Here is a 17,218-nt window from a genome sequence, read left to right as displayed (position 1 = left end):
CTCACTCGGGTCGGGCAGAAGGAGAAGTCGTGGACGGGGCGGCGGAGTCCGGGCCGGACGGGTCCGGTGCCGACACCGCTGCCTCCACCGTACGCACCCCGTCCACCCGCCATGGCTCGCCCTTGCCCGGGCGAACCAGCTTCACGTACACCGTGGCCTGCGGCCCGGTCCCCGTCCAGCCGTCACGGCCGTGCGCCGTGCCGTCGACGAAGAGGGCACGGTAGGCGTCCCGGGCCGAGTCGGCGGGCGCGTCGCCGTCGTCGTCGGCTTCCACGTCGACGGTCGTCCACGCCTCGTGCGCGGCCCAGGAGTTCCACTGTTCACCGGCACCGCTCGCGGGCCGGTACGAGCGCTCGGCCTTCGCCCTGGCGGCGGTGAACCAGCGGGCGGAGCGCAGGACGGCGTCGTGCGGGCCGGTGTCGTACTTCGTGTCGTGGCCGTACGCGACCTGCACCCATGCCTCCGCGACGGCGGTCGCGTCGGTGCCGTCGACACCGGTGGGGTTCGGGACGTGCGCGTCCGCGCCCAGCGGCCGGCCGGAGGGCAGGGGCGCCTTGGGGGTGAAGGGCGGTGCGGACGTGGCCGTTCCGCCGCCCGCCGTCTCGCGGTGGTCCTCCAGGCCGCACGCGGCGAGGACCGCCACACCGGTCACCGTCGCGAGCACCGCCGCGCACGCCCTGCGCGCGCCGCCGCGCCCCCCGGCCACGGGCGCGGTCGCGTGCCGGCCGGTGCGCTCGTCACGCCCCGCGCGCCCGCCGCGCGCATCGTGCTTCGCGTTCACCCTCGTCCCCCTCCTCACTTCGGTGTCCTTCCCCGCCGATCGCGTCGTCCACGGCGAACGCCGTGCGCGCTGCGCCCATGTCTCCCGCGCCCTCACTTCAGCCCCAGCCAGGGCGCCGGATCCACGTACGTCCCGTTCCGCATCACCTCGAAGTGGAGGTGGGCGCCCGTGGAGTAGCCCGTCGAGCCGACCAGGCCGACCCGTTGACCGACCTTCACCTCGTCGCCGGCGCTGACGGAGAGGCCGGAGAGCATGTGGTTGTAGGTCGTGGAGACGCGGTCGCCGTCGATGGTGCCGTGGGAGATGACGACGCGGTTCCCGTACCCGTTGGTCCAGCCCGCGAAGGTGACCTCGCCGTCGCGGGCGGCGAGGACCGGCTTGCCCTCGGCCACGCCGAAGTCGGTGCCGGTGTGCAGCTTGCGGACCCCGAGGATGGGGTGCATGCGCCAGCCGTACGGGGAGGTCACGGGCGGGTTGCCGGAGAGTGGCATCGCCATCTGCCTGCCGTCCGGGAGTGTGCCCGGCGGGTCGTCCACCGACTCGTACTTGGAGATCAGGGACTTGATGCGGACGACGTAGTTCCGGGTCTCGGTGTAGGGCGGGACACCGCCGTACTTCTGCACCGCGCCCGGCCCGGCGTTGTACGCGGCGAGCGCGAGGTCGAGGGTGTCGCCGGTCGCCTGGCCGCTGTCCTTGTAGCCCTGGACCTGCCGGGCGAGGGCGCAGTCGTAGCGGCCCTGGGCCATGATCGCGTCACCGGGGTCGTACGGGGAGGCACGGCCGTTGCCGTCGTCGTCCCTGCCCCAGCTCGGCCAGGTGCCGGGCATGAACTGGCTCAGCCCCTCGGCGCCGACCGGGGACCTGGCGTTGGGGTTCCAGCCCGACTCGGCCTCGATCTGCGCGGCGATCACGGCCGGCTTGATGATGTCGCACATGGCGCCCGCCTTGAGCACCCAGGGCACGTACTCCGCCGGTACCTGACCGGACTTGAGGCCGCCGCCGACGCCCTGTTCCTCGGCCTCGGCCTCACCGCCCCCGCTCACCGCGACCATCATCACCACCGGCATGAGCACGGCCGCCACGCAGCCGCCGACGACCCAGGTCGTGACGGACCCTCCCCCGTTGGACATCTGCTCCCCTCAGCGCCGCAGTGGCGAAGTCCGGTCATGCTCCTGCCACTTGAGTCCTGCCGACGAGTCTCGCCGGTCCCCCTCGTTCCGCGCGTCACCGCCGCGTCACAGGCTCGTCGCAGGAACTCACGCCCCGATTCCCAAGCCGTCCGTACGCCGTGAAGATCGGTGGTGAGCGGTTCGCCGGGCACGGAACCGGCGGCGGGCACCGCGCCGGCGTGCGACGGGTACGCGGGGACTCAGGAAGACTGCTGGGATCAGCGGTGGAAACGGGGAGTGGTGGAGAGCGGTGATGCGGTGATGCAGCCGGGCACGGGACAGGCGGCGGCCGGGCCGGAGATCTGGCTGCGCGGGCCGGTCGGGGAACCGGAGGCGCGGCCGCAGGAACCGCGGGCCCGGGCGGCCGCGAGCACGCGGCGGTTCTCCTGGGTCGCCACGCACGGGGGTGCCGGGGCCACCACCCTCGCGACGGTCTTCGGCGGCCACGACACGGGCCGCAACTGGCCACGCCCCGAGCAGGGCGAGCCGACGTCGGTCCTCCTGGTGGGACGTACGCACGCCGCCGGGCTCGACGCGGTCTCGCACACCCTGGACATCTTCCGGCGGGGCGACGCGCCTCCCGGACTGGACCTGGACGCGATCGTGCTGGTCGCGGACGCGCCCGGCCGGCTGCCCCGGCAGCTCGTGCAGCGGATGAAGGTGATCGGTTCCGTCATCGACGTCTACCGCGTGCCCTGGGTGCCCGCCTGGCGCACCGGCGATCTCACCGGCCCGCCGCCGCGGGAGAGCGCGGCACTGGCCCGACTGACCGGGAGGACCCCATGAGCAGCACCCTGCACGCCGCCGCCACGACCCTGGCCGGGCCTCCGGCGGCGGTCACCGACCAGCTGAACTACGTACTGAGCATCCTCGCCTGGCTGGTGACCGCCGCCGGGGTGTGCGGGCTGTTGCTCGTCGGGTCGCGGATGGCCGTCTCCCTGCGGTCCGGGGAGGGCGACGAGCACCTCAGCCAGTTCGCCATGGTGCTGGGCGCCTGCGTCATCGGGGCGACGGCGGGTCCGATCGTGGCGTTCGTGCTGTAGGAGGCGCGCACGACGCGTGGGAAGACCGTGAGCAGGACAGCAGCACGGCCCGCCGGTTCCTCGTGAACCGGCGGGCCGTTGCCGTATGTGAACCACCTCGGGGGCGAACACCGGTGCGAACCACTCCGCTTCGCCGCAGGTCCCGCGCATTCTGACGGCTCGTCACTGTCCCGGACATGACGAGAGCTTCCCGTCTGTCACGAGCACGTCACCGGCCAGTGCTGGATCACTACATCGCTTGGTTTCGCCTCACGGGAGTCGCCAAGCTCACAGGGCGGCCGGGAACCCGGGCACGTCGTACGGGCCCCGAAAGCATCCCAATGTCCCATCCGCTCACATCGGTCGACGTCGGACCGCCGCCCACGGCGGACCGATCGAGACCACGGGGAGAAACCACATGCTGCACGCGATAGCCGCCAAAGCGCATCAGTCCCTCCACCTGGCCGACGGCACGGTCCCCAACCCCAACCGCGACGCGCCCGCCGAACTCACCGGCAAGGTCGACACCGTGCTCGGCATCGTGGCCTGGGCCGGCACCGCCGCGGGTGTCGCGGGTGTGCTGATCACCGGCGCGATGATGGCGATCTCCATGCGCCGCGGCGAGGGCTCGGAGCACATGGGACGGCTCGGCATGGTCCTCGGCGGCTGTGTCCTGGTCGCCACCGCCGGCCCGCTCGTGAACTTCGTCTTCTAGCCGTCCGAGCACGTCGAAAGGGGGAGCGACGATGCTGAACTCCGGCCGGGCCCCAGCGGGCAGCGGAGAGTGGGAGCAGCCGTTCTGGCAGCAGCGGGGCTGGATCCTGTCGGCCGGGTTCCTGGTGGTGCTGCTCGTCCTCGCGGTCCTCTTCGCGGTGACGGGCGACGGCGGGAAGGGGCCGGCCGCCGCGTCCGGCGGCCCGGACCCCGCGCCGACCTCGACCGCGTCCCCGGACGGCAGGTCCGGCTCGAAGAAGGGCGGTTCGGACACCCGGCCCGCCGGCTGCCGCACCGACGACCGCGACCAGGCCAAGCCCACCGAGGCGCCGCGCGACTTCCGCTGGAAGGCCAACGGCACCGGCCTGGTCCCGGTCTCGAAGGCGGCGGGCCCGCTGAAGTACGACGGGCCGGTCTGGTCCTGCTTCGCGCACACCCCGCTGGGGGCCGTCATGGCGGCCCACTCCATCACCGACCACCTCAGCTACGACGGCTGGCGCAAGGTCGTGCACCAGCAGGTCGTGCCGGGAGCGGGCCGCGACGCGCTGGTCGCGAGCCGCTCCCAGGAGGCCGACAAGTCCACCACGGGCTCGCCGGACGCCGGTGGCTACGCCGGCTTCACCGTCCTGTCGTACGACGAGACGCGGGCGACCGTGATGGTCCTGGTGCGCGGCATGGGCGACGGCGGTTTCGGGTCCGCCTCGGTGACCATGCGCTGGCAGGACGGCGACTGGAAGCTCAGCCCCGACCCGGACGGCACGGTCTACAGCGGGGTGTCGCAGGTCAGCGGCACCGACGGCTTCGTCACCTGGGAGGCGTGAGATGGCCTGCTCCTGGAAGCTCTACGACTGCGTGATCGAAGAGGGCGGCAAGCAGTTCACCGAGGGTGCCGTGGTCGTCTTCGCCAAGGCGATCGGCGACGGCGCGGCGGAGGTGCTCAAGGCCCTCAACGGCGTCTGGCTGAGCGTCGACGTGCAGGACCCGGCGGGCAACGGCGCAGGCCACGGTCAGGCGGCCGCCGGCAGCCCCATCGGGCAGATCACCGCCGAGGTCAACTGGATCGTCGCCTATGTGGCGGTGGCCTCACTGCTGATCGCCGCGATCCGTATGGCGGTGGACCGCAAGGGCCAGTCCATGAAGCAGGCGTTCATGGGGATGTGGAAGGTCATCCTCGTCGGCGCGGCCTCCGTCCCCGTGGTCACGGCCCTCATGGCGGCGTCGGACGCGTACGCCAAGGACGTGTACGCGCGGTCCGACCTCGGTGACAACGCCTCCACGATGCTGGGGGTGCTGACGCTCAACCAGCCGGGTCTGGTCCTGATCTTCGGTCTGCTGGTGATGCTGTCGAGCTTCGTGCAGATCGTGCTGATGTACATCCGCATCGGCGTCCTGATCATGCTGGTCGGCACGCTGCCGCTGGCCGCCGTCTCCTCGATGACCGGGTGGGGCGAGGGCTGGTGGAAGAAGCACATCGGCTGGCTCGCCGCCTGGCTGCTGTACAAGCCGGCGGCGGCCCTGATCATCTACTCGGCCACCGCGATGACCAAGGGCACCAAGGACCTGAACTCGATCATCGCGGGCATGGGCATGCTGATCATGGCGGTGTTCGCGCTGCCGGCCCTCCTGAAGCTGATCGTCCCCGCCACGGCCGCCCTCGGCGGCACCTCCGGCGGCACGGTCGCCATGGGCGCCGCCAACAACATGGCCTCGGGAGCCGTCAGCATCGCGGGCGCCTCCGTCGCCGGTGGAGGCGGTGGGGGTGGCGGGGCCGGTGGCTCCGCGGGCCCCCAGGGCTCGCCCTCGGCGGGCGCGGGTTCCTCGGCGGGCGGTGCCGGTGGCGCCGCCGGAGGCGCCGGAGCGGCCGCCGGCACGGCGGCCGCGGGCGCGGCCACGGCGGGCGCGGCCGTCGCGGTGCAAGCCGCCGCTGTCGTCGTCCAGACCGGGATGCAGGCGGCGTCCGAGGTCGCCGGCTCCCTCGACGACAACGACGGGATGAAGGGCCACAACCAGTAGGCCGGGCCCGCGCCCCCGACGGGGCGCGGGGCGGTCCGCGGCCCCGACCGACACAGATCCATCCGAGCTCGTCGGCACTCGACCCAGCGACCTCAGCCGGAAGAAGGAATCCCCATGTCCACCGACGCCCTCACGCGTCCCACCTACGGAAACTGGCGCAGGCCCCGCCGCCCCGGCCTCGGCCCGCTCGGCCTCCTCGGCACCGTCGTCGCCTTCGGCGGACTCCTGGTCGCACTCCTCGCCTCGCTGGTCTCGCTGTCGGCCGCGATCCTCGTCCTCATCCCCCTCGGCCTCTTCCTCGCGCCGCTCGCGCTGCGCACGGTGGACGGCCGCAACATCTACCAGGTGGTCGCGGTGCGTATCGGTTGGCTCAGGCGCAAGGCGAACGGCTCCACCACCTACGTCTCCGGCCCGCTCTCCCGGCGTCCCGGCGGCCGCCACCACCCGCCGGGCCTGCTGGCCCGCACCAAGATGTACGAGGGCCGGGACGCCTACAACCGCGCCTTCGGGGTGCTCCACCACCCCGGCCGCAACCTCTGCACAGTGGTGCTCGCCTGCGAGCCGGACGGCGGTTCGCTGGTCGACCCCGAGCAGGTCGACATCTGGGTGGCGTCCTGGGGCGACTGGCTCGCCCGGCTCTCGCACGAGCCCGGCCTGCGCGGCGCGCAGGTCGTCGTGGAGACGGCGCCCGACACCGGGACACGGCTGGCCGCCGAGGTCCTGCCGCGCATCGCGCCGGACGCCCCGGCGGCGGCCCGCGCGGTGATGGAGGAGGTCGTCGCGCGCTACCCTGCCGCCTCCTCGGAGATGCACACGTACATCGCCCTCACCTACGGCCCCACCGGCGGCCCCAAACGGGACGTCCAGGACGTCATCACCGACCTGTCCATGCGGCTGCCGGGTCTGCTGTCGGGCCTGGTCGCGGCCGGCGGCGGCTCCGCCTACCCGCTGTCCGCCGAGCGGCTCTCGGAGGTCGTCCGGGTGGCGTACGACCCCGCGGTCGCCCCGGACGTGCTGAGCGCGCGGGCCGAGCAGTCCACGACCGGTCTCGACTGGGCGGACGCGGGACCGGCGGCCGCCGTGGAGTCGGTGCAGGCGTACAAGCACGACTCGGGTGTCTCGCGGACGTGGATGCTGACGCTGGCGCCGCGCGGCACGGTCCGGTCGAGCGTGCTGCGGGGCCTGCTGGAGCCCGCCTCCGGCACGCGCCGCAAGCGGGTCTCGCTGGTCTACCGGCCGATCGACCCGGCGACCTCCGCCCGCATCGTCGAGGCCGACCGGCGGACCGCGCACTTCATGGCCGGCTCGAAGCGGGGACTGGTCCAGGCCCGGGCCAGCTCCGAGATGCAGGCGGCCGAGCAGACGGCCGCCGAGGAGGCGGCGGGTGCCGGGCTCGTGGAGTTCTCGCTGATGGTGACGGTCACCGTGGACGGCGAGGAACAGCTGCCGGACGCGGCGATCACCGTACGCAACCTGCAGGCGTCGTCGCGCGTCCTGATGCGTCCCGCCGACCGTATGCAGGCCTCGGCGTTCACCTGCACGCTCCCCGTCGGCCTGCTGCCGTGGGAGCACACCCTCGTTCCGTACCAGCTCCGGGAGGCGCTGTGAGCAAGCGCGCTGCTGTACGTCCCCAGAACGCGCCCCCGCGCGGGTGGTTCGGCCCCGGCGGCGGCCAGGTCGGCCATGTCGACCCGCCCGCGATGTGGCGTGCGACGACGGTCCAGGCGTGCGGCCTGTGGCCGTTCGCGGCGGGCTCCGGCGCCCCCATGACCGGGGTGCCGCTGGGCCAGCACCTGCACACGGGCGCCACGGTCTGCGGTGACCCCATCTCCTGGTTCACCCGCGCCCGTTACATCTCCAACCCGTCCCTGTTCATGCTCGGGATGCCGGGCCTCGGCAAGTCCACCCTGGTCAACCGCATGCTGATCGGCATGGCGGCGACGGGGGTCACGCCGCTGGTCCTCGGCGACCTGAAACCGGACTACGCCGACACGGTACGGGCGCTCGGCGGCCAGGTGATCTCCATCGGGCGCGGGGTGGGCGGCATCAACGTCCTCGACCCCGGTGCGATGGGCGAGGCGGCGCTGCGCATCGGCGGCGAGCAGGGCCGGATCCTCACGGCGGAGGCGCACGGCCGTGTCCTGAACATGGTCGCGGCGCTCATCACGATCGTCCGGGGCCGCCCGATGGACGACCACGAACAGTCCGTCCTCTCGGCCTGTCTGCACCACCTCACGGCCCGTACGAAGCCGGGGCGGGCCCCGCTCCTGCCCGATCTGCTGAAGGTGCTGGACGAGGGCCCGGACCGGGTGCGCGCGGTCACCCTGGACCGGGGGAACGAGGCCCGCTACCAGGAGGCGGTGGACCCGCTGCACCGCTCGCTGCTGGGCGTGCTGGACGGTCCTCTCGGCGACACCTTCGCCTCCGAGACCTCCACCCGCATCGACCCGGCCTCGCCGGCCGTGTGCGTCGACATCTCCCGCATCGGTGAGGCGGACACGCAGCTCACGGCCGCGGCGATGCTGGCGGCCTGGTCGGACGGTCTCGGCACGGTCGCCGCGGCCCATGCCCTCGCGGACGCGGGACTGGCTCCGCAGCGCTGGTTCTTCACGGTGCTGGACGAGCTGTGGCGCCCCCTGCGGGCCGCCTCCGGCATCGTGGAACGCATCGACGCCCTCACCCGCCTCAACCGCTCCCTCGGCCTCGGCGACGCGAAGATCACCCACACCCTCAAGGACGCGGAGGCACTGGGCAGCGCGGCCGACCGGGCGAAGGCGCGCGGCTTCGTGGAGCGGGCCGGGATGGTGGTGTGCGCCGGTCTCCCCCGTACGGAGATGAAGGAACTCGGCGAGATCGTCGGCCTGTCGGAGCGGGAGATCGACCTCGTGTCGTCGTGGTCGTCGCCGCCGGGCTGGGCCAGCACCGGCGGCAACGAGGAGCCGCCGGGGCGTGGACGTTTCCTGATCAAGGTGGGCGGGCGGCCGGGTATCCCGATCAAGGTGTCGATCACGGACACGGAGAGGGAACTGCACAACACGAACACGCGTTGGACGCCGACGCTTTCGAAGGCCGGGCGCCCATGAGCTCGGGAGTGCGGGTTCAAGGGCGGGTGCGGATCCGGTGGGGGCTTCTCGCGCAGTTCCTCGCGGGCCTGATGCCTTGAGGGGCGCGGGGAACCGCGCGAGCAACCACGAACCACCCGCACTCGCCCACGAACCCGCACCCCCACCCTCACCCCATGAGGCGCCCAAGGGGGTCGAAGGAGCACAGCCCCTGGGGAGGGGACGGGTAGGGGCGGCGGGGGCGAAGAACCATCGGTCGACTGACGGGGGACGGAAAGATGACCACACGCAAGCACAGCCACACCACCACCGACGACCTCCTGCCCTGGCTCATCCCCATCACCGCCCTCCTCATCGCCGCCCTCTCCCTCACCGCCTGGCTGGGCGGCACCCTCGCCGCGGCCCTCACCGGTGCCGGCTGGGACCCGCCCCCCTTCACCCCGGACACGATGAAGGCCCTCGTCACCCAGGGCCCGACGGCGATCTGGCCGACCACCTCCACCGGCGCCCTCACCACCGGCATGGGCCTGATGTTCGGCGCCACCCTCACCCTCCTCATCACCCCCGTCGTCCTGATCCGCCGCAGAGGCAGGAACCCCACCGGCTTGGCCACCCGCCGCGAACTCTCCACCCTCCTCCCGAAGGGCGCCACCGTCCGCGCCCGCCGACTCCGCCCGTCCCTCCCGAGGTCCGGCAAGCTCCCCCCGGACGACACGGGCAACCTCCTCGGCGACCTGGAACCCACCGGCCCCGAACTCCGCAGCAGCTACGAGGACGTGGAACTGGACCTGATGGCCCCGAGGGCCGGCAAGTCCACCGGTATCGCCGTCCCGCGCGTCCTGCGCGCCCGGGGCAGCGTGCTGCTGACCTCGAACAAGGCGGACGTGTACAGCGTGACCCGCGCGGAGCGCGAACGCGCGGGCACGGTATGGACGTTCGACCCGCAGGGCATCGCGCACACCCCGCGCGGCCTGTGGTGGGACATGCTCGCCGACGCGGCCACCATCGAGGGCGCCCGCCGCCTCGCCGGCCACTTCGTCGGCGCGGTCAACGACGACGCGACGAAACGCGACTTCTGGATCTCCGCCGCCCAGAACACCCTCACAGCCCTGTTCCACGCGGCGAACCGGGGCGAGCGGCAGGTGGACGAGGTACTGGCCTGGCTGGCGGACCCGGCCGACCGTACGCCGGTCGACCTGCTCCGCGACGCCGGCATGGCGGCCCTCGCCGACCAGCTCCAGGGCACCGTCCTGGGCGCGGTGGAGACCCGCGACGGCATCTACGAGACGGCCCGGCAGTGCGTGGCCTGTCTGCTGGACCCGGCGATCGCGGCCTGGGTGAGCCCGGACCCGGGGCTGCCCCGGTTCCTGCCCGGACGGCACGCGCTGTCGTCCGACACCCTCTACCTGCTCTCCAAGGACGGCGGCGGCTCGGCGGCCGGTGTCATCGCCGCGTGCGCGGACTCCGTCCTGCGCGCGGGCGTGGTCGCCGCCGAACGCATGGGCGGCCGTCTGGATCCGCCGATGACGGCCGTGCTCGACGAGGCGGCCAACGTCTGCCGCATCTCCGACCTGCCCGATCTGTACTCGCACCTGGGCTCGCGCGGCATCAACGTCGTGACCCTGCTGCAGAGTTACCGCCAGGGCACACGGGTGTGGGGCGAGGCCGGGATGGACGCGCTGTGGAGCGCCGCCACCATCAAGCTGCTCGGCGCGGGCCTCGACGACGCCGACTTCGTGGAGAAGGTGTCCCGGCTGGTGGGCGAGCACGACGTGTCGACGGTCAGCTACTCCAGGGGCAAGGACGGTTGTTCCCGCTCCACCTCCTACCGTCTGGAGCGCATCCTGCCCGCCGACCGCATCCGCGCCCTCCCCAAGGGCACCGCGCTGCTCCTGGCCACCGGCATCAGGCCGGCCCTGGTCAGACTCCGCCCGTGGTACGCCGAACCGGGCGCCGACCGTATCCAGGCCGCCGCCCAGACCGAGGTGAGGGCCATCACCGCCCGCGCCGTGGAGAAGGCCGTCCGATGACCACCGCCCGGGAACAGACCGGGGCGCCGCCGTTCATCCTCTATCTGGACGGAGCGGACCACGCCGAGGAGATGCGTAACCTGGCCGTGTGGGTCGCGGATCTCCTCCTGCCCGTCTACGGCCGCGAGGTCACCTCGCAACAGCCCTGGTGCCCCCGCTGGTGGGAGCACCTGGAGGCGGTGGCCCGGCTGCACGCCCTGTGGCTGGCCTGGCAGGAGTACACCGACCCGGCGGCCGGCCCCTCCGGTCCCGCCGTCTGGCATCGTGACCACCTCGGCCCGGTCATGACCGAACTCCGTTCTGCGACCGGCCCGTTCGCCGGCTGCAAGCAGGGCAGCCATCGGGCGAAGGCGGGACCGGTGGTGGAGGCGTACGACGGCTGAAGCACCCCGATCGACGCCGTGAGCACGGGACGGCCCGCCGGACGCACTCGAAGGGCACGAGGCCGCCGGAGACACGACGGAGGCCGTCGAGGAACACCACTGGTACGAGAAGGAGCGGCAGATGCCCAGGACCGAGGCGGCCGCGTGACGCTCCCTGCCGTGCGGATCGCCGAAGGTGTGCGCACGCGCGCGCTGTGTGCCGTCGATGTCGTCGCGGACGCGCTCGTCCGCGTCGAGCGGGCCGAACCCACGTTGTGCGCCTTCGCCGAGGTGTGGGCCGAGGACGCGCTGCGGTGGGCCGCGGAGGTGGACGCGCGGGTCGCCGGTGGTGAGTGGCTGCCGTTGGCCGGGGTGCCGATCGGGGTGAAGGGGCGGGGCGGGCTGCGTTCGGCGGCGGCGCGGGCGCTGGTCGCTGCCGGGTGCGTACCCGTGGGGGCGACCTCCGTGCCCGGCCCCGGCACCCCTTGGCAGACCTGGGGGCTCGGGGCCGGCGGCCGGACCGTCAACCCCTGGCGGGCCGACCGGACGCCGGGCGGCTCCTCCGCCGGGTCCGCGGCGGCGGTGGCCGCGGGCCTGGTCCCGATGGCGACCGGCACGGACGGCGCCGGGTCGGTCCGCATCCCGGCCGCCTGGTGCGGCGTCATCGGACTGAAGGCCACGAACGGCCGCCTCCCCTCCCCCGACCGCACCGGCCTCGCGGCCCCCGGCGTCCTCACCCGCCACGCCTCGGACGCGGCGGCGTACTGGCGGTGCGTGACGGGCGAAACCGCCGAGGGCACGTGCCCGCCGCCCACCGCCGTCTGGTCGGCCGACCTCGGCTTCGCCGACACCGATCCCGAACCCGCCGCCGTCGCCCACCGCGCGGCGCTCCGCCTCGCGGACGCCGGGCTCGTCCGGCTCGTACGCCCGGACGCGCCCCCGCGCCTGGAGAACCCCGCACCGGCCTGGTCGGCCCTCCGTTCCGCGCCGGCGTCCCACGCCGGGGTGACCGCCCTCCGGGCCGCCCAGGAACTCCGCGCCGAGAACGACCGGCGGCTCGCCGCCCTCTTCACCGAGGTCGACCTGATCCTCACCCCCACCACACCCAACGCACCCCACGGCCACGACGGCCCCGGCGATCGCTATTCAACGGCCCTGACCTGGGCGTTCAACCTCAGCGGACACCCCGCCGCGAGCATGCCCGCCGGGTTCGGCGCCGACGGCTGCCCCGTCGGTCTCCATCTGGTGGCGCGGCACGGCGAAGAGGCACTGTTGCTGCGGGTGGCGCAAGCCGCCGAAGCCGTCCGGACCCACCCGGACCGAGAGCGGAGGACCTGGCATGAGAGGGACCGTCCACGGTGAACGCGTGATCCACGACACCCCGTGGGTGCGGTTGCGCTCACTGGACGTCGAGCAACCCGACGGCACCCGCGGCGACTACCACGTGGTCCGCCTGCGGGACCTCGCGGTCACCGCGGCCGTGGACGCCCGGCAGCGGGTCCTGATGATGTGGCGCCACCGTTTCGTCACGGACACCTGGGCCTGGGAGCTGCCCATGGGCCTGGTCGAGGACGGAGAACGGCCCGAGGCGGCGGCGCGGGAGCTGGAGGAGGAGACCGGGTGGCGGCCGGGGTCACTGCGGGAACTGGTCTACGCCGAGCCGGCGGCCGGTATCACCGACACCCGGCACTTCGTGTTCCGCACGGACGACGCCCGGCGCGTCGGCGAGCCCACGGAACAGAACGAGTCGGACCGCCTGGAGTGGATCCCCCTGACCGACGTGCCGGGACTCATCGCCCGCCGGGAGATCGTCAGCGGGGCCACGCTCGTCGGTGTCATGGCCCTGCTGCTGGCACGCTTCGACGAGACGTCGTCCGTACCGGGCCGGTGACTGTCTGTCAGACCCTTGGTCTAGGGTGATCAATCGCCAGGGCTTACGGGCTACTTGTGTACGGGGAAACGTGCGCGCGGAGAACGTGGCACGGGGAACGGGGATGATGGACACGACAGGGACAGGGAGCCCCGTCGGCTGGGCGGCCTCCGGCGCGGTGGGCCCGAACGTGGCGTACCGCAATCAGACACTGCAGTACCGGGACGTCGAGCTGAGCTTCGACGAGTCCGTGGAGTTCAGGACCGTCAGACAGCTGTGGTTCCAGGCGGCCGTGGCGTCGTTCCTGGTCTTCTTCGTGTTCGGTCTGCTGCCCGCCCTCCTGACGGCCGACGTCGACGCCGTCGGCCCCGGTCTGATTCTCTCGGTCATCATCTTCTGGGTGGTCTTCCTGCTGGTCCGGCAGAACGAGCCGATCTCGGAGTGGAAGACCCTCCTGGAGGACAAGGCCGCGGCCTCCTCCTCCGCGTACGCGACGATCTACGGCGCGCTGACCAGCCGCCGGATCCCCGTCACCGCCGTTCCCGCCCGGATCCGCAGCGACATCGCGCCGGAGGTCGTGCACAACCGACTGGTCGTCACCAGTGGCCGCTACGTGGCCTATGTGACCGTCTTCGCCTACGGCACCAGCCTCTACGTCGGCTGGACGATGTGGCGCAGCCGCTCCGGCGCCGTCGTGATCGGGCACTTCGTGAAGGATGTCGTCGCGTCGATGCTGAACCGCGCGGGCAGCCTCAACCAGATGCTGCGCACCGACCGGCCGCGCGCCATGCGGGAAGCGGTGCACTCGGCAGCCCGTGAAGGTGTGGAGATCGCGATCCAGGGCATCGAGGTGCCCCTGGCCTCGGCCTTCGGCCAGGAGCCCCCGGTCCGGTCGGCCTCGGCCCCGGCCGCCCCGCCCGGGCCTCCTGCCCCGCCCGTGTACCCGGCGGGGCAGCCCACGCCCGGGTATCCGGCGGCGGGTCCGACGGGTCACATACCCATGGCGCCGCCGGCACCGCCCGTCGCCCCGCACGCCCCGCTGGACACGAACGGGCAGCACTGGAACGGGAGTTGAGCGCCACTGACCGGGCGGCGGCCGGCGTGCTGACCGTGTCCGACGGGACGACCGTCTGGGCCTGGACGGCGGTACGCGTCGATGCCGCGGCCGATCTCACCGAGACCCGGGAGTACGCGGATCTCGCGGAGGACGACCGCCGGATCAAGGCGGTCGCCGCCGAGACGGCCTGGCTGACCGGCCAGTGGGGCACGGCACACGGCGAGCGCGTCGAGTTGCGCTACCTCTCCGATCCGGCGGAGCGGGGCATGACCTGCGCCCTGCTCGGCCGTGTGTCGGCGGCCACGCGCGACCGGGCGGAGGCGGCCGCGCTCGCGCTGCGCGCCCGGCTGGCCGCGCTGCCCCGCCATGTGCTCGCGAGCCCGGTCGAGGACCCGGCCGAGGTGGCACGGCTGCTGACCCCGTTCACGCCCGAGCCCGTCGCGGGTGTGGCCGAGATCCGCAAGCGGTACCGCGCCGGGGTGCCCAACCGTCCCGACGCGGGAGTGCGGTACTACCTGTCTCCCCAGCCGTTCACCGCGTCGGCGCCGCCGTGGGACGCGCTGTGGCGGGCGCTGGCCGAGCATCCGTACCCGGTGATGCTCACGGTCGGCCTGGAACCGTACGTCGTACCGGACGACCTCGGACCGCTGCTGCACCGCGTCGCCACGCAGTACGGCCGGCTCGGCACCCAGGGCCAGGTGCCTGACGGTCTGTGGTCGCCGGGCGCCCAGCTCGCCCCGGACGCCTTCGCGGTGGACGCGTCCCGGGTGTACGCCGACGCCGCGCGCCGCTACACCGGCCGCGCCTTCCGCATCCGGATCGCCCTGGCCTCGCCCGCGAGGCTGCCCGAGTCGCTGGCCGAGCTGGCCGGCGCGACGGTGTCCCCACAGGAACGGGCACGTGAGCAAGGCGTGCTCACGGAGACGTTCAGCGGTCCGGCGCACAGCGTGGCGTGGCCCGGCCCCGGTGAACTCCCGGCCGCCTGGCAGGGGTTGACCACCCTGGAACACGGACGCTGGGGCGGCGACCACGGGTGGCGGCTGCCCGAACCGCTCTCGCCGCAGTTGCGGCTCCTCGCGGAGCTGGTGGACGCCCGCGAAGCGGGAGCGGCGTTCCGGCTGCCACTGGCGGTGAACGGCCACATGACCGGGTTCCCGGTTCGGCGCCCCGGTCTCGCCGGTGAGACGGCGTACCGCGCGGACGGCCCCGCGCTCACCCTGGGCCGCCAGCTCGTCCACGACACCCCGGCCGGGCCTCTGGGCATCGGACTGGACGACCTCACTCGGCACGCCCTGTTCGTCGGGACCACCGGTTCGGGCAAGACGAACACGACCCTGGCGTTCTGCGAGCAGTTGTGGCGCGACCACCGGGTTCCGTTCCTCGTCATCGAGCCGGTCAACTCCGAGCTGGACGACTACCGCTGGCTCGCCACACGTCCCGGGTTCGAGGACCTCGTGGTGCTCACCGTGGGGGACGAGACCACGGCTCCCCTGCGCCTGAACCCCTTCGAGGTTCCGGCCGGGGTGCGCATCAGCACCCACGTGGCCGGGCTGCTGGCCTGCTTCGACGCGGCGTTCGGCCTGTGGGACCCGCTGCCGAACATCTACAACCGGGCGCTGCGGGCCACGTACGCGCGCAAGGGCGTCGTACCGACGGACATCGCGGGCCCCGACCACGAGTGGCCCACGCTGCGTGACTTCATCGCCGAGATGCGCCGGGAGTGCGAGCGGCTGGACTACTCCGGCGAGGTGCGGGACAACATCGTGGCCGCGTCCCGGCTGCGGGCCGAGTCGCTGGCCGAGGGCGCCTGCGGCAGCACGCTGGACGTGACGCGGTCCTACCCGGTGGCGGAACTGCTGCGCCGCCCGGTGGTTCTGGAGCTGGCGGCGATCGGCGACAACGAGAAGGAACAGTCGCTCGTGACCGCCCTGATCCTCCAGACGATGACCGAGCACTACAAGGCGAACCGCCCCGGCGGCTCGCTCTCCCACGTCACCGTGATCGAGGAGGCACACCGTCTGCTCGGGCGGCCCCTCGCCCAGTCCGGTGACGCGAAGGAGGGCAACGCCCAGGCGCGGGCGGCGCAGGCCTTCGCCAACACCCTCGCCGAGAACCGGAAGTACGGCGAGGGCGTGGTCATCGTCGAGCAGGTTCCCGGCAAGCTCGTGGAGGACGCGTACAAGAACACCAACCTCAAGGTCATGCACCGGCTGCCCGCCGCCGCCGATCGTGAGCTGATCGGCGGCACCATGCGCTTCTCCCCGGACCAGGAGCGCTACGCGGCCACCCTGGAGCCCTTTCACGCCTTCGCCCACCACGACCGCCTCGACCGCCCGGCTCTGATCACGGTGCCCGACGTCCGCGCGGCGGCGGCGCGGCAGGCGGGCGTGCACCGGGCTCCCTTGGCCACCTCCCCTGAACTGGCCTCCCGTTTCCGCGATTTCGCGGCGGAGGTGACGCCGGTGTCCGACGCCCTGTCCCCCTTTCCCGAGTGCGACGGCTGTGCCCACCGCTGTGCGTTCCGCTCCCGCGCGAGTACTGCCGTCTGGCCCGAGAACGCGAAGGATCTCAAGGAGCGGGTCGCTCGGTACCCCAAGTCCAAGCCGGAGCAGTCGGCCTGGTGGAGCGACACGGCGGACTGGGTCGCCGAGCTGGCGGACACGGTCCCCCTCCGGGACCCCGTCCCGGACGCCCTGCGCGACTACCGGGCCTGCGTCTTCATCCACCTGGCCCGCGCCGCCTGGCAGCGCAAGACCCTCCCGTGGGTCCGCCTCTACCGCACCCACACCACCCCCGGACCCTCCGCATGAACGACCGCCCCACGGAACAGCCACCACCCCCGGAGACAGCACCGGCCCCGACGGACGCGCCGGACCCGACAGGCGAACCGACAGAGGCTCCGGAACCGACGGAGCCCCCGCAGCCCCCGGACCCGCTGGAAGCACCAGAGCCGACGGCAGCCCAGGAGGACCTGGAAGCCCCGGAACCCACGGAGGCACCGACTCCGGCAGAGACACCTGCCCCTGGGGAGCACGGGGAACCCGACCCACCCGAGGCACCGACGGAGCCAAGCGATCCGACGGAACCAGTCGGGCGGAGGGAGCACCTGGAGCCGGCAGAACTCACCGAACCCATGGA

The 17,218-nt window shown here is 73.1% G+C and carries 15 protein-coding genes; 13 read left to right on the top strand and 2 right to left on the bottom strand.

The genetic code is table 11. The annotated features are described in order from the left end of the window. Nucleotide 1 precedes the first annotated feature (1 nt). Entirely contained in the window at nt 2-781 is a 780-nt protein-coding gene (locus ACFU5F_RS00785) for a hypothetical protein (RefSeq protein WP_383880092.1), read from the bottom strand. Nucleotides 782-873: 92 nt separating this feature from the next. Continuing rightward, a complete protein-coding gene (locus ACFU5F_RS00780; RefSeq protein ID WP_383880090.1) occupies nt 874-1,911 on the bottom strand; it encodes a peptidoglycan DD-metalloendopeptidase family protein in 1,038 nt (345 codons plus the stop codon). Nucleotides 1,912-2,187: 276 nt separating this feature from the next. Between ACFU5F_RS00780 and ACFU5F_RS00775 the strand changes: the two genes are divergently transcribed. The 13 genes from ACFU5F_RS00775 (at nt 2,188) to ACFU5F_RS00715 (ending at nt 16,890) form a co-directional block, all read left to right on the top strand. Beyond that, entirely contained in the window at nt 2,188-2,736 is a 549-nt protein-coding gene (locus ACFU5F_RS00775; protein ID WP_383880088.1) for a DUF6668 family protein, read from the top strand. Beyond that, nucleotides 2,733-2,993: a hypothetical protein gene (locus tag ACFU5F_RS00770; RefSeq protein WP_383880087.1), complete on the top strand. Its 261-nt coding sequence runs from the start codon at nt 2,733-2,735 to the stop codon at nt 2,991-2,993. Before ACFU5F_RS00775 ends, ACFU5F_RS00770 begins: the two co-directional genes overlap by 4 nt. A gap of 397 nt (nt 2,994-3,390) precedes the next feature. After that, nucleotides 3,391-3,687: a hypothetical protein gene (locus tag ACFU5F_RS00765; protein WP_383880085.1), complete on the top strand. Its 297-nt coding sequence runs from the start codon at nt 3,391-3,393 to the stop codon at nt 3,685-3,687. A 31-nt stretch (nt 3,688-3,718) separates the two neighbouring features. Then, nucleotides 3,719-4,507 carry a hypothetical protein gene (locus tag ACFU5F_RS00760; RefSeq protein ID WP_383880084.1) on the top strand — a complete coding sequence of 263 codons (789 nt, stop codon included), beginning with the start codon at nt 3,719-3,721 and terminating at the stop codon, nt 4,505-4,507. 1 nt (nt 4,508) lies between these two features. Beyond that, nucleotides 4,509-5,699, top strand: a complete 1,191-nt coding sequence (locus ACFU5F_RS00755; RefSeq protein ID WP_383880082.1) for a hypothetical protein — start codon at nt 4,509-4,511, stop codon at nt 5,697-5,699. Nucleotides 5,700-5,813: 114 nt separating this feature from the next. Continuing rightward, nucleotides 5,814-7,307, top strand: coding sequence for an SCO6880 family protein (locus ACFU5F_RS00750; RefSeq protein ID WP_383880080.1), 1,494 nt, complete (start codon nt 5,814-5,816; stop codon nt 7,305-7,307). Further along, nucleotides 7,304-8,782 carry an ATP/GTP-binding protein gene (locus tag ACFU5F_RS00745; RefSeq protein WP_383880078.1) on the top strand — a complete coding sequence of 493 codons (1,479 nt, stop codon included), beginning with the start codon at nt 7,304-7,306 and terminating at the stop codon, nt 8,780-8,782. The genes ACFU5F_RS00750 and ACFU5F_RS00745 overlap by 4 nt, the downstream gene beginning before the upstream one ends. Before the next feature lie 257 nt (nt 8,783-9,039). After that, nucleotides 9,040-10,791 carry a TraM recognition domain-containing protein gene (locus ACFU5F_RS00740; protein WP_383880077.1) on the top strand — a complete coding sequence of 584 codons (1,752 nt, stop codon included), beginning with the start codon at nt 9,040-9,042 and terminating at the stop codon, nt 10,789-10,791. Next, on the top strand, nt 10,788-11,174 hold the full coding sequence (locus tag ACFU5F_RS00735; RefSeq protein ID WP_383880076.1) for a DUF4913 domain-containing protein: 387 nt from the start codon (nt 10,788-10,790) through the stop codon (nt 11,172-11,174). The genes ACFU5F_RS00740 and ACFU5F_RS00735 overlap by 4 nt, the downstream gene beginning before the upstream one ends. 159 nt (nt 11,175-11,333) lie before the next feature. After that, on the top strand, nt 11,334-12,515 hold the full coding sequence (locus ACFU5F_RS00730) for an amidase (protein WP_383880074.1): 1,182 nt from the start codon (nt 11,334-11,336) through the stop codon (nt 12,513-12,515). Then, nucleotides 12,493-13,044 (top strand): NUDIX domain-containing protein, encoded by a 552-nt coding sequence (locus tag ACFU5F_RS00725; RefSeq protein ID WP_383880072.1) that lies wholly within the window; start codon nt 12,493-12,495, stop codon nt 13,042-13,044. Before ACFU5F_RS00730 ends, ACFU5F_RS00725 begins: the two co-directional genes overlap by 23 nt. Before the next feature lie 103 nt (nt 13,045-13,147). Beyond that, nucleotides 13,148-14,098 carry a hypothetical protein gene (locus tag ACFU5F_RS00720; protein ID WP_383880071.1) on the top strand — a complete coding sequence of 317 codons (951 nt, stop codon included), beginning with the start codon at nt 13,148-13,150 and terminating at the stop codon, nt 14,096-14,098. Then, nucleotides 14,095-16,890 carry an ATP-binding protein gene (locus ACFU5F_RS00715; RefSeq protein ID WP_383880070.1) on the top strand — a complete coding sequence of 932 codons (2,796 nt, stop codon included), beginning with the start codon at nt 14,095-14,097 and terminating at the stop codon, nt 16,888-16,890. The genes ACFU5F_RS00720 and ACFU5F_RS00715 overlap by 4 nt, the downstream gene beginning before the upstream one ends. Nucleotides 16,891-17,218: the final 328 nt, after the last annotated feature.

Origin of the sequence: Streptomyces sp. NPDC057438 (assembly GCF_042802995.1) — a bacterium.
GTDB lineage: Bacteria > Actinomycetota > Actinomycetes > Streptomycetales > Streptomycetaceae > Streptomyces.
Note: the sequence above shows the minus strand (reverse complement) of the source record. Positions and strands in the feature narration are given on the sequence as shown.

What these genes read in the sequence shown, in the direction of transcription:
- ACFU5F_RS00780 (WP_383880090.1), bottom strand. Translation starts at nt 1,911, where the DNA reads ATGTCCAACGGGGGAGGGTCCGTCACGACCTGGGTCGTCGGCGGCTGC.
- ACFU5F_RS00770 (WP_383880087.1), top strand. Translation starts at nt 2,733, where the DNA reads ATGAGCAGCACCCTGCACGCCGCCGCCACGACCCTGGCCGGGCCTCCG.
- ACFU5F_RS00765 (WP_383880085.1), top strand. Translation starts at nt 3,391, where the DNA reads ATGCTGCACGCGATAGCCGCCAAAGCGCATCAGTCCCTCCACCTGGCC.
- ACFU5F_RS00760 (WP_383880084.1), top strand. Translation starts at nt 3,719, where the DNA reads ATGCTGAACTCCGGCCGGGCCCCAGCGGGCAGCGGAGAGTGGGAGCAG.
- ACFU5F_RS00755 (WP_383880082.1), top strand. Translation starts at nt 4,509, where the DNA reads ATGGCCTGCTCCTGGAAGCTCTACGACTGCGTGATCGAAGAGGGCGGC.
- ACFU5F_RS00750 (WP_383880080.1), top strand. Translation starts at nt 5,814, where the DNA reads ATGTCCACCGACGCCCTCACGCGTCCCACCTACGGAAACTGGCGCAGG.
- ACFU5F_RS00740 (WP_383880077.1), top strand. Translation starts at nt 9,040, where the DNA reads ATGACCACACGCAAGCACAGCCACACCACCACCGACGACCTCCTGCCC.
- ACFU5F_RS00735 (WP_383880076.1), top strand. Translation starts at nt 10,788, where the DNA reads ATGACCACCGCCCGGGAACAGACCGGGGCGCCGCCGTTCATCCTCTAT.
- ACFU5F_RS00725 (WP_383880072.1), top strand. Translation starts at nt 12,493, where the DNA reads ATGAGAGGGACCGTCCACGGTGAACGCGTGATCCACGACACCCCGTGG.
- ACFU5F_RS00720 (WP_383880071.1), top strand. Translation starts at nt 13,148, where the DNA reads ATGATGGACACGACAGGGACAGGGAGCCCCGTCGGCTGGGCGGCCTCC.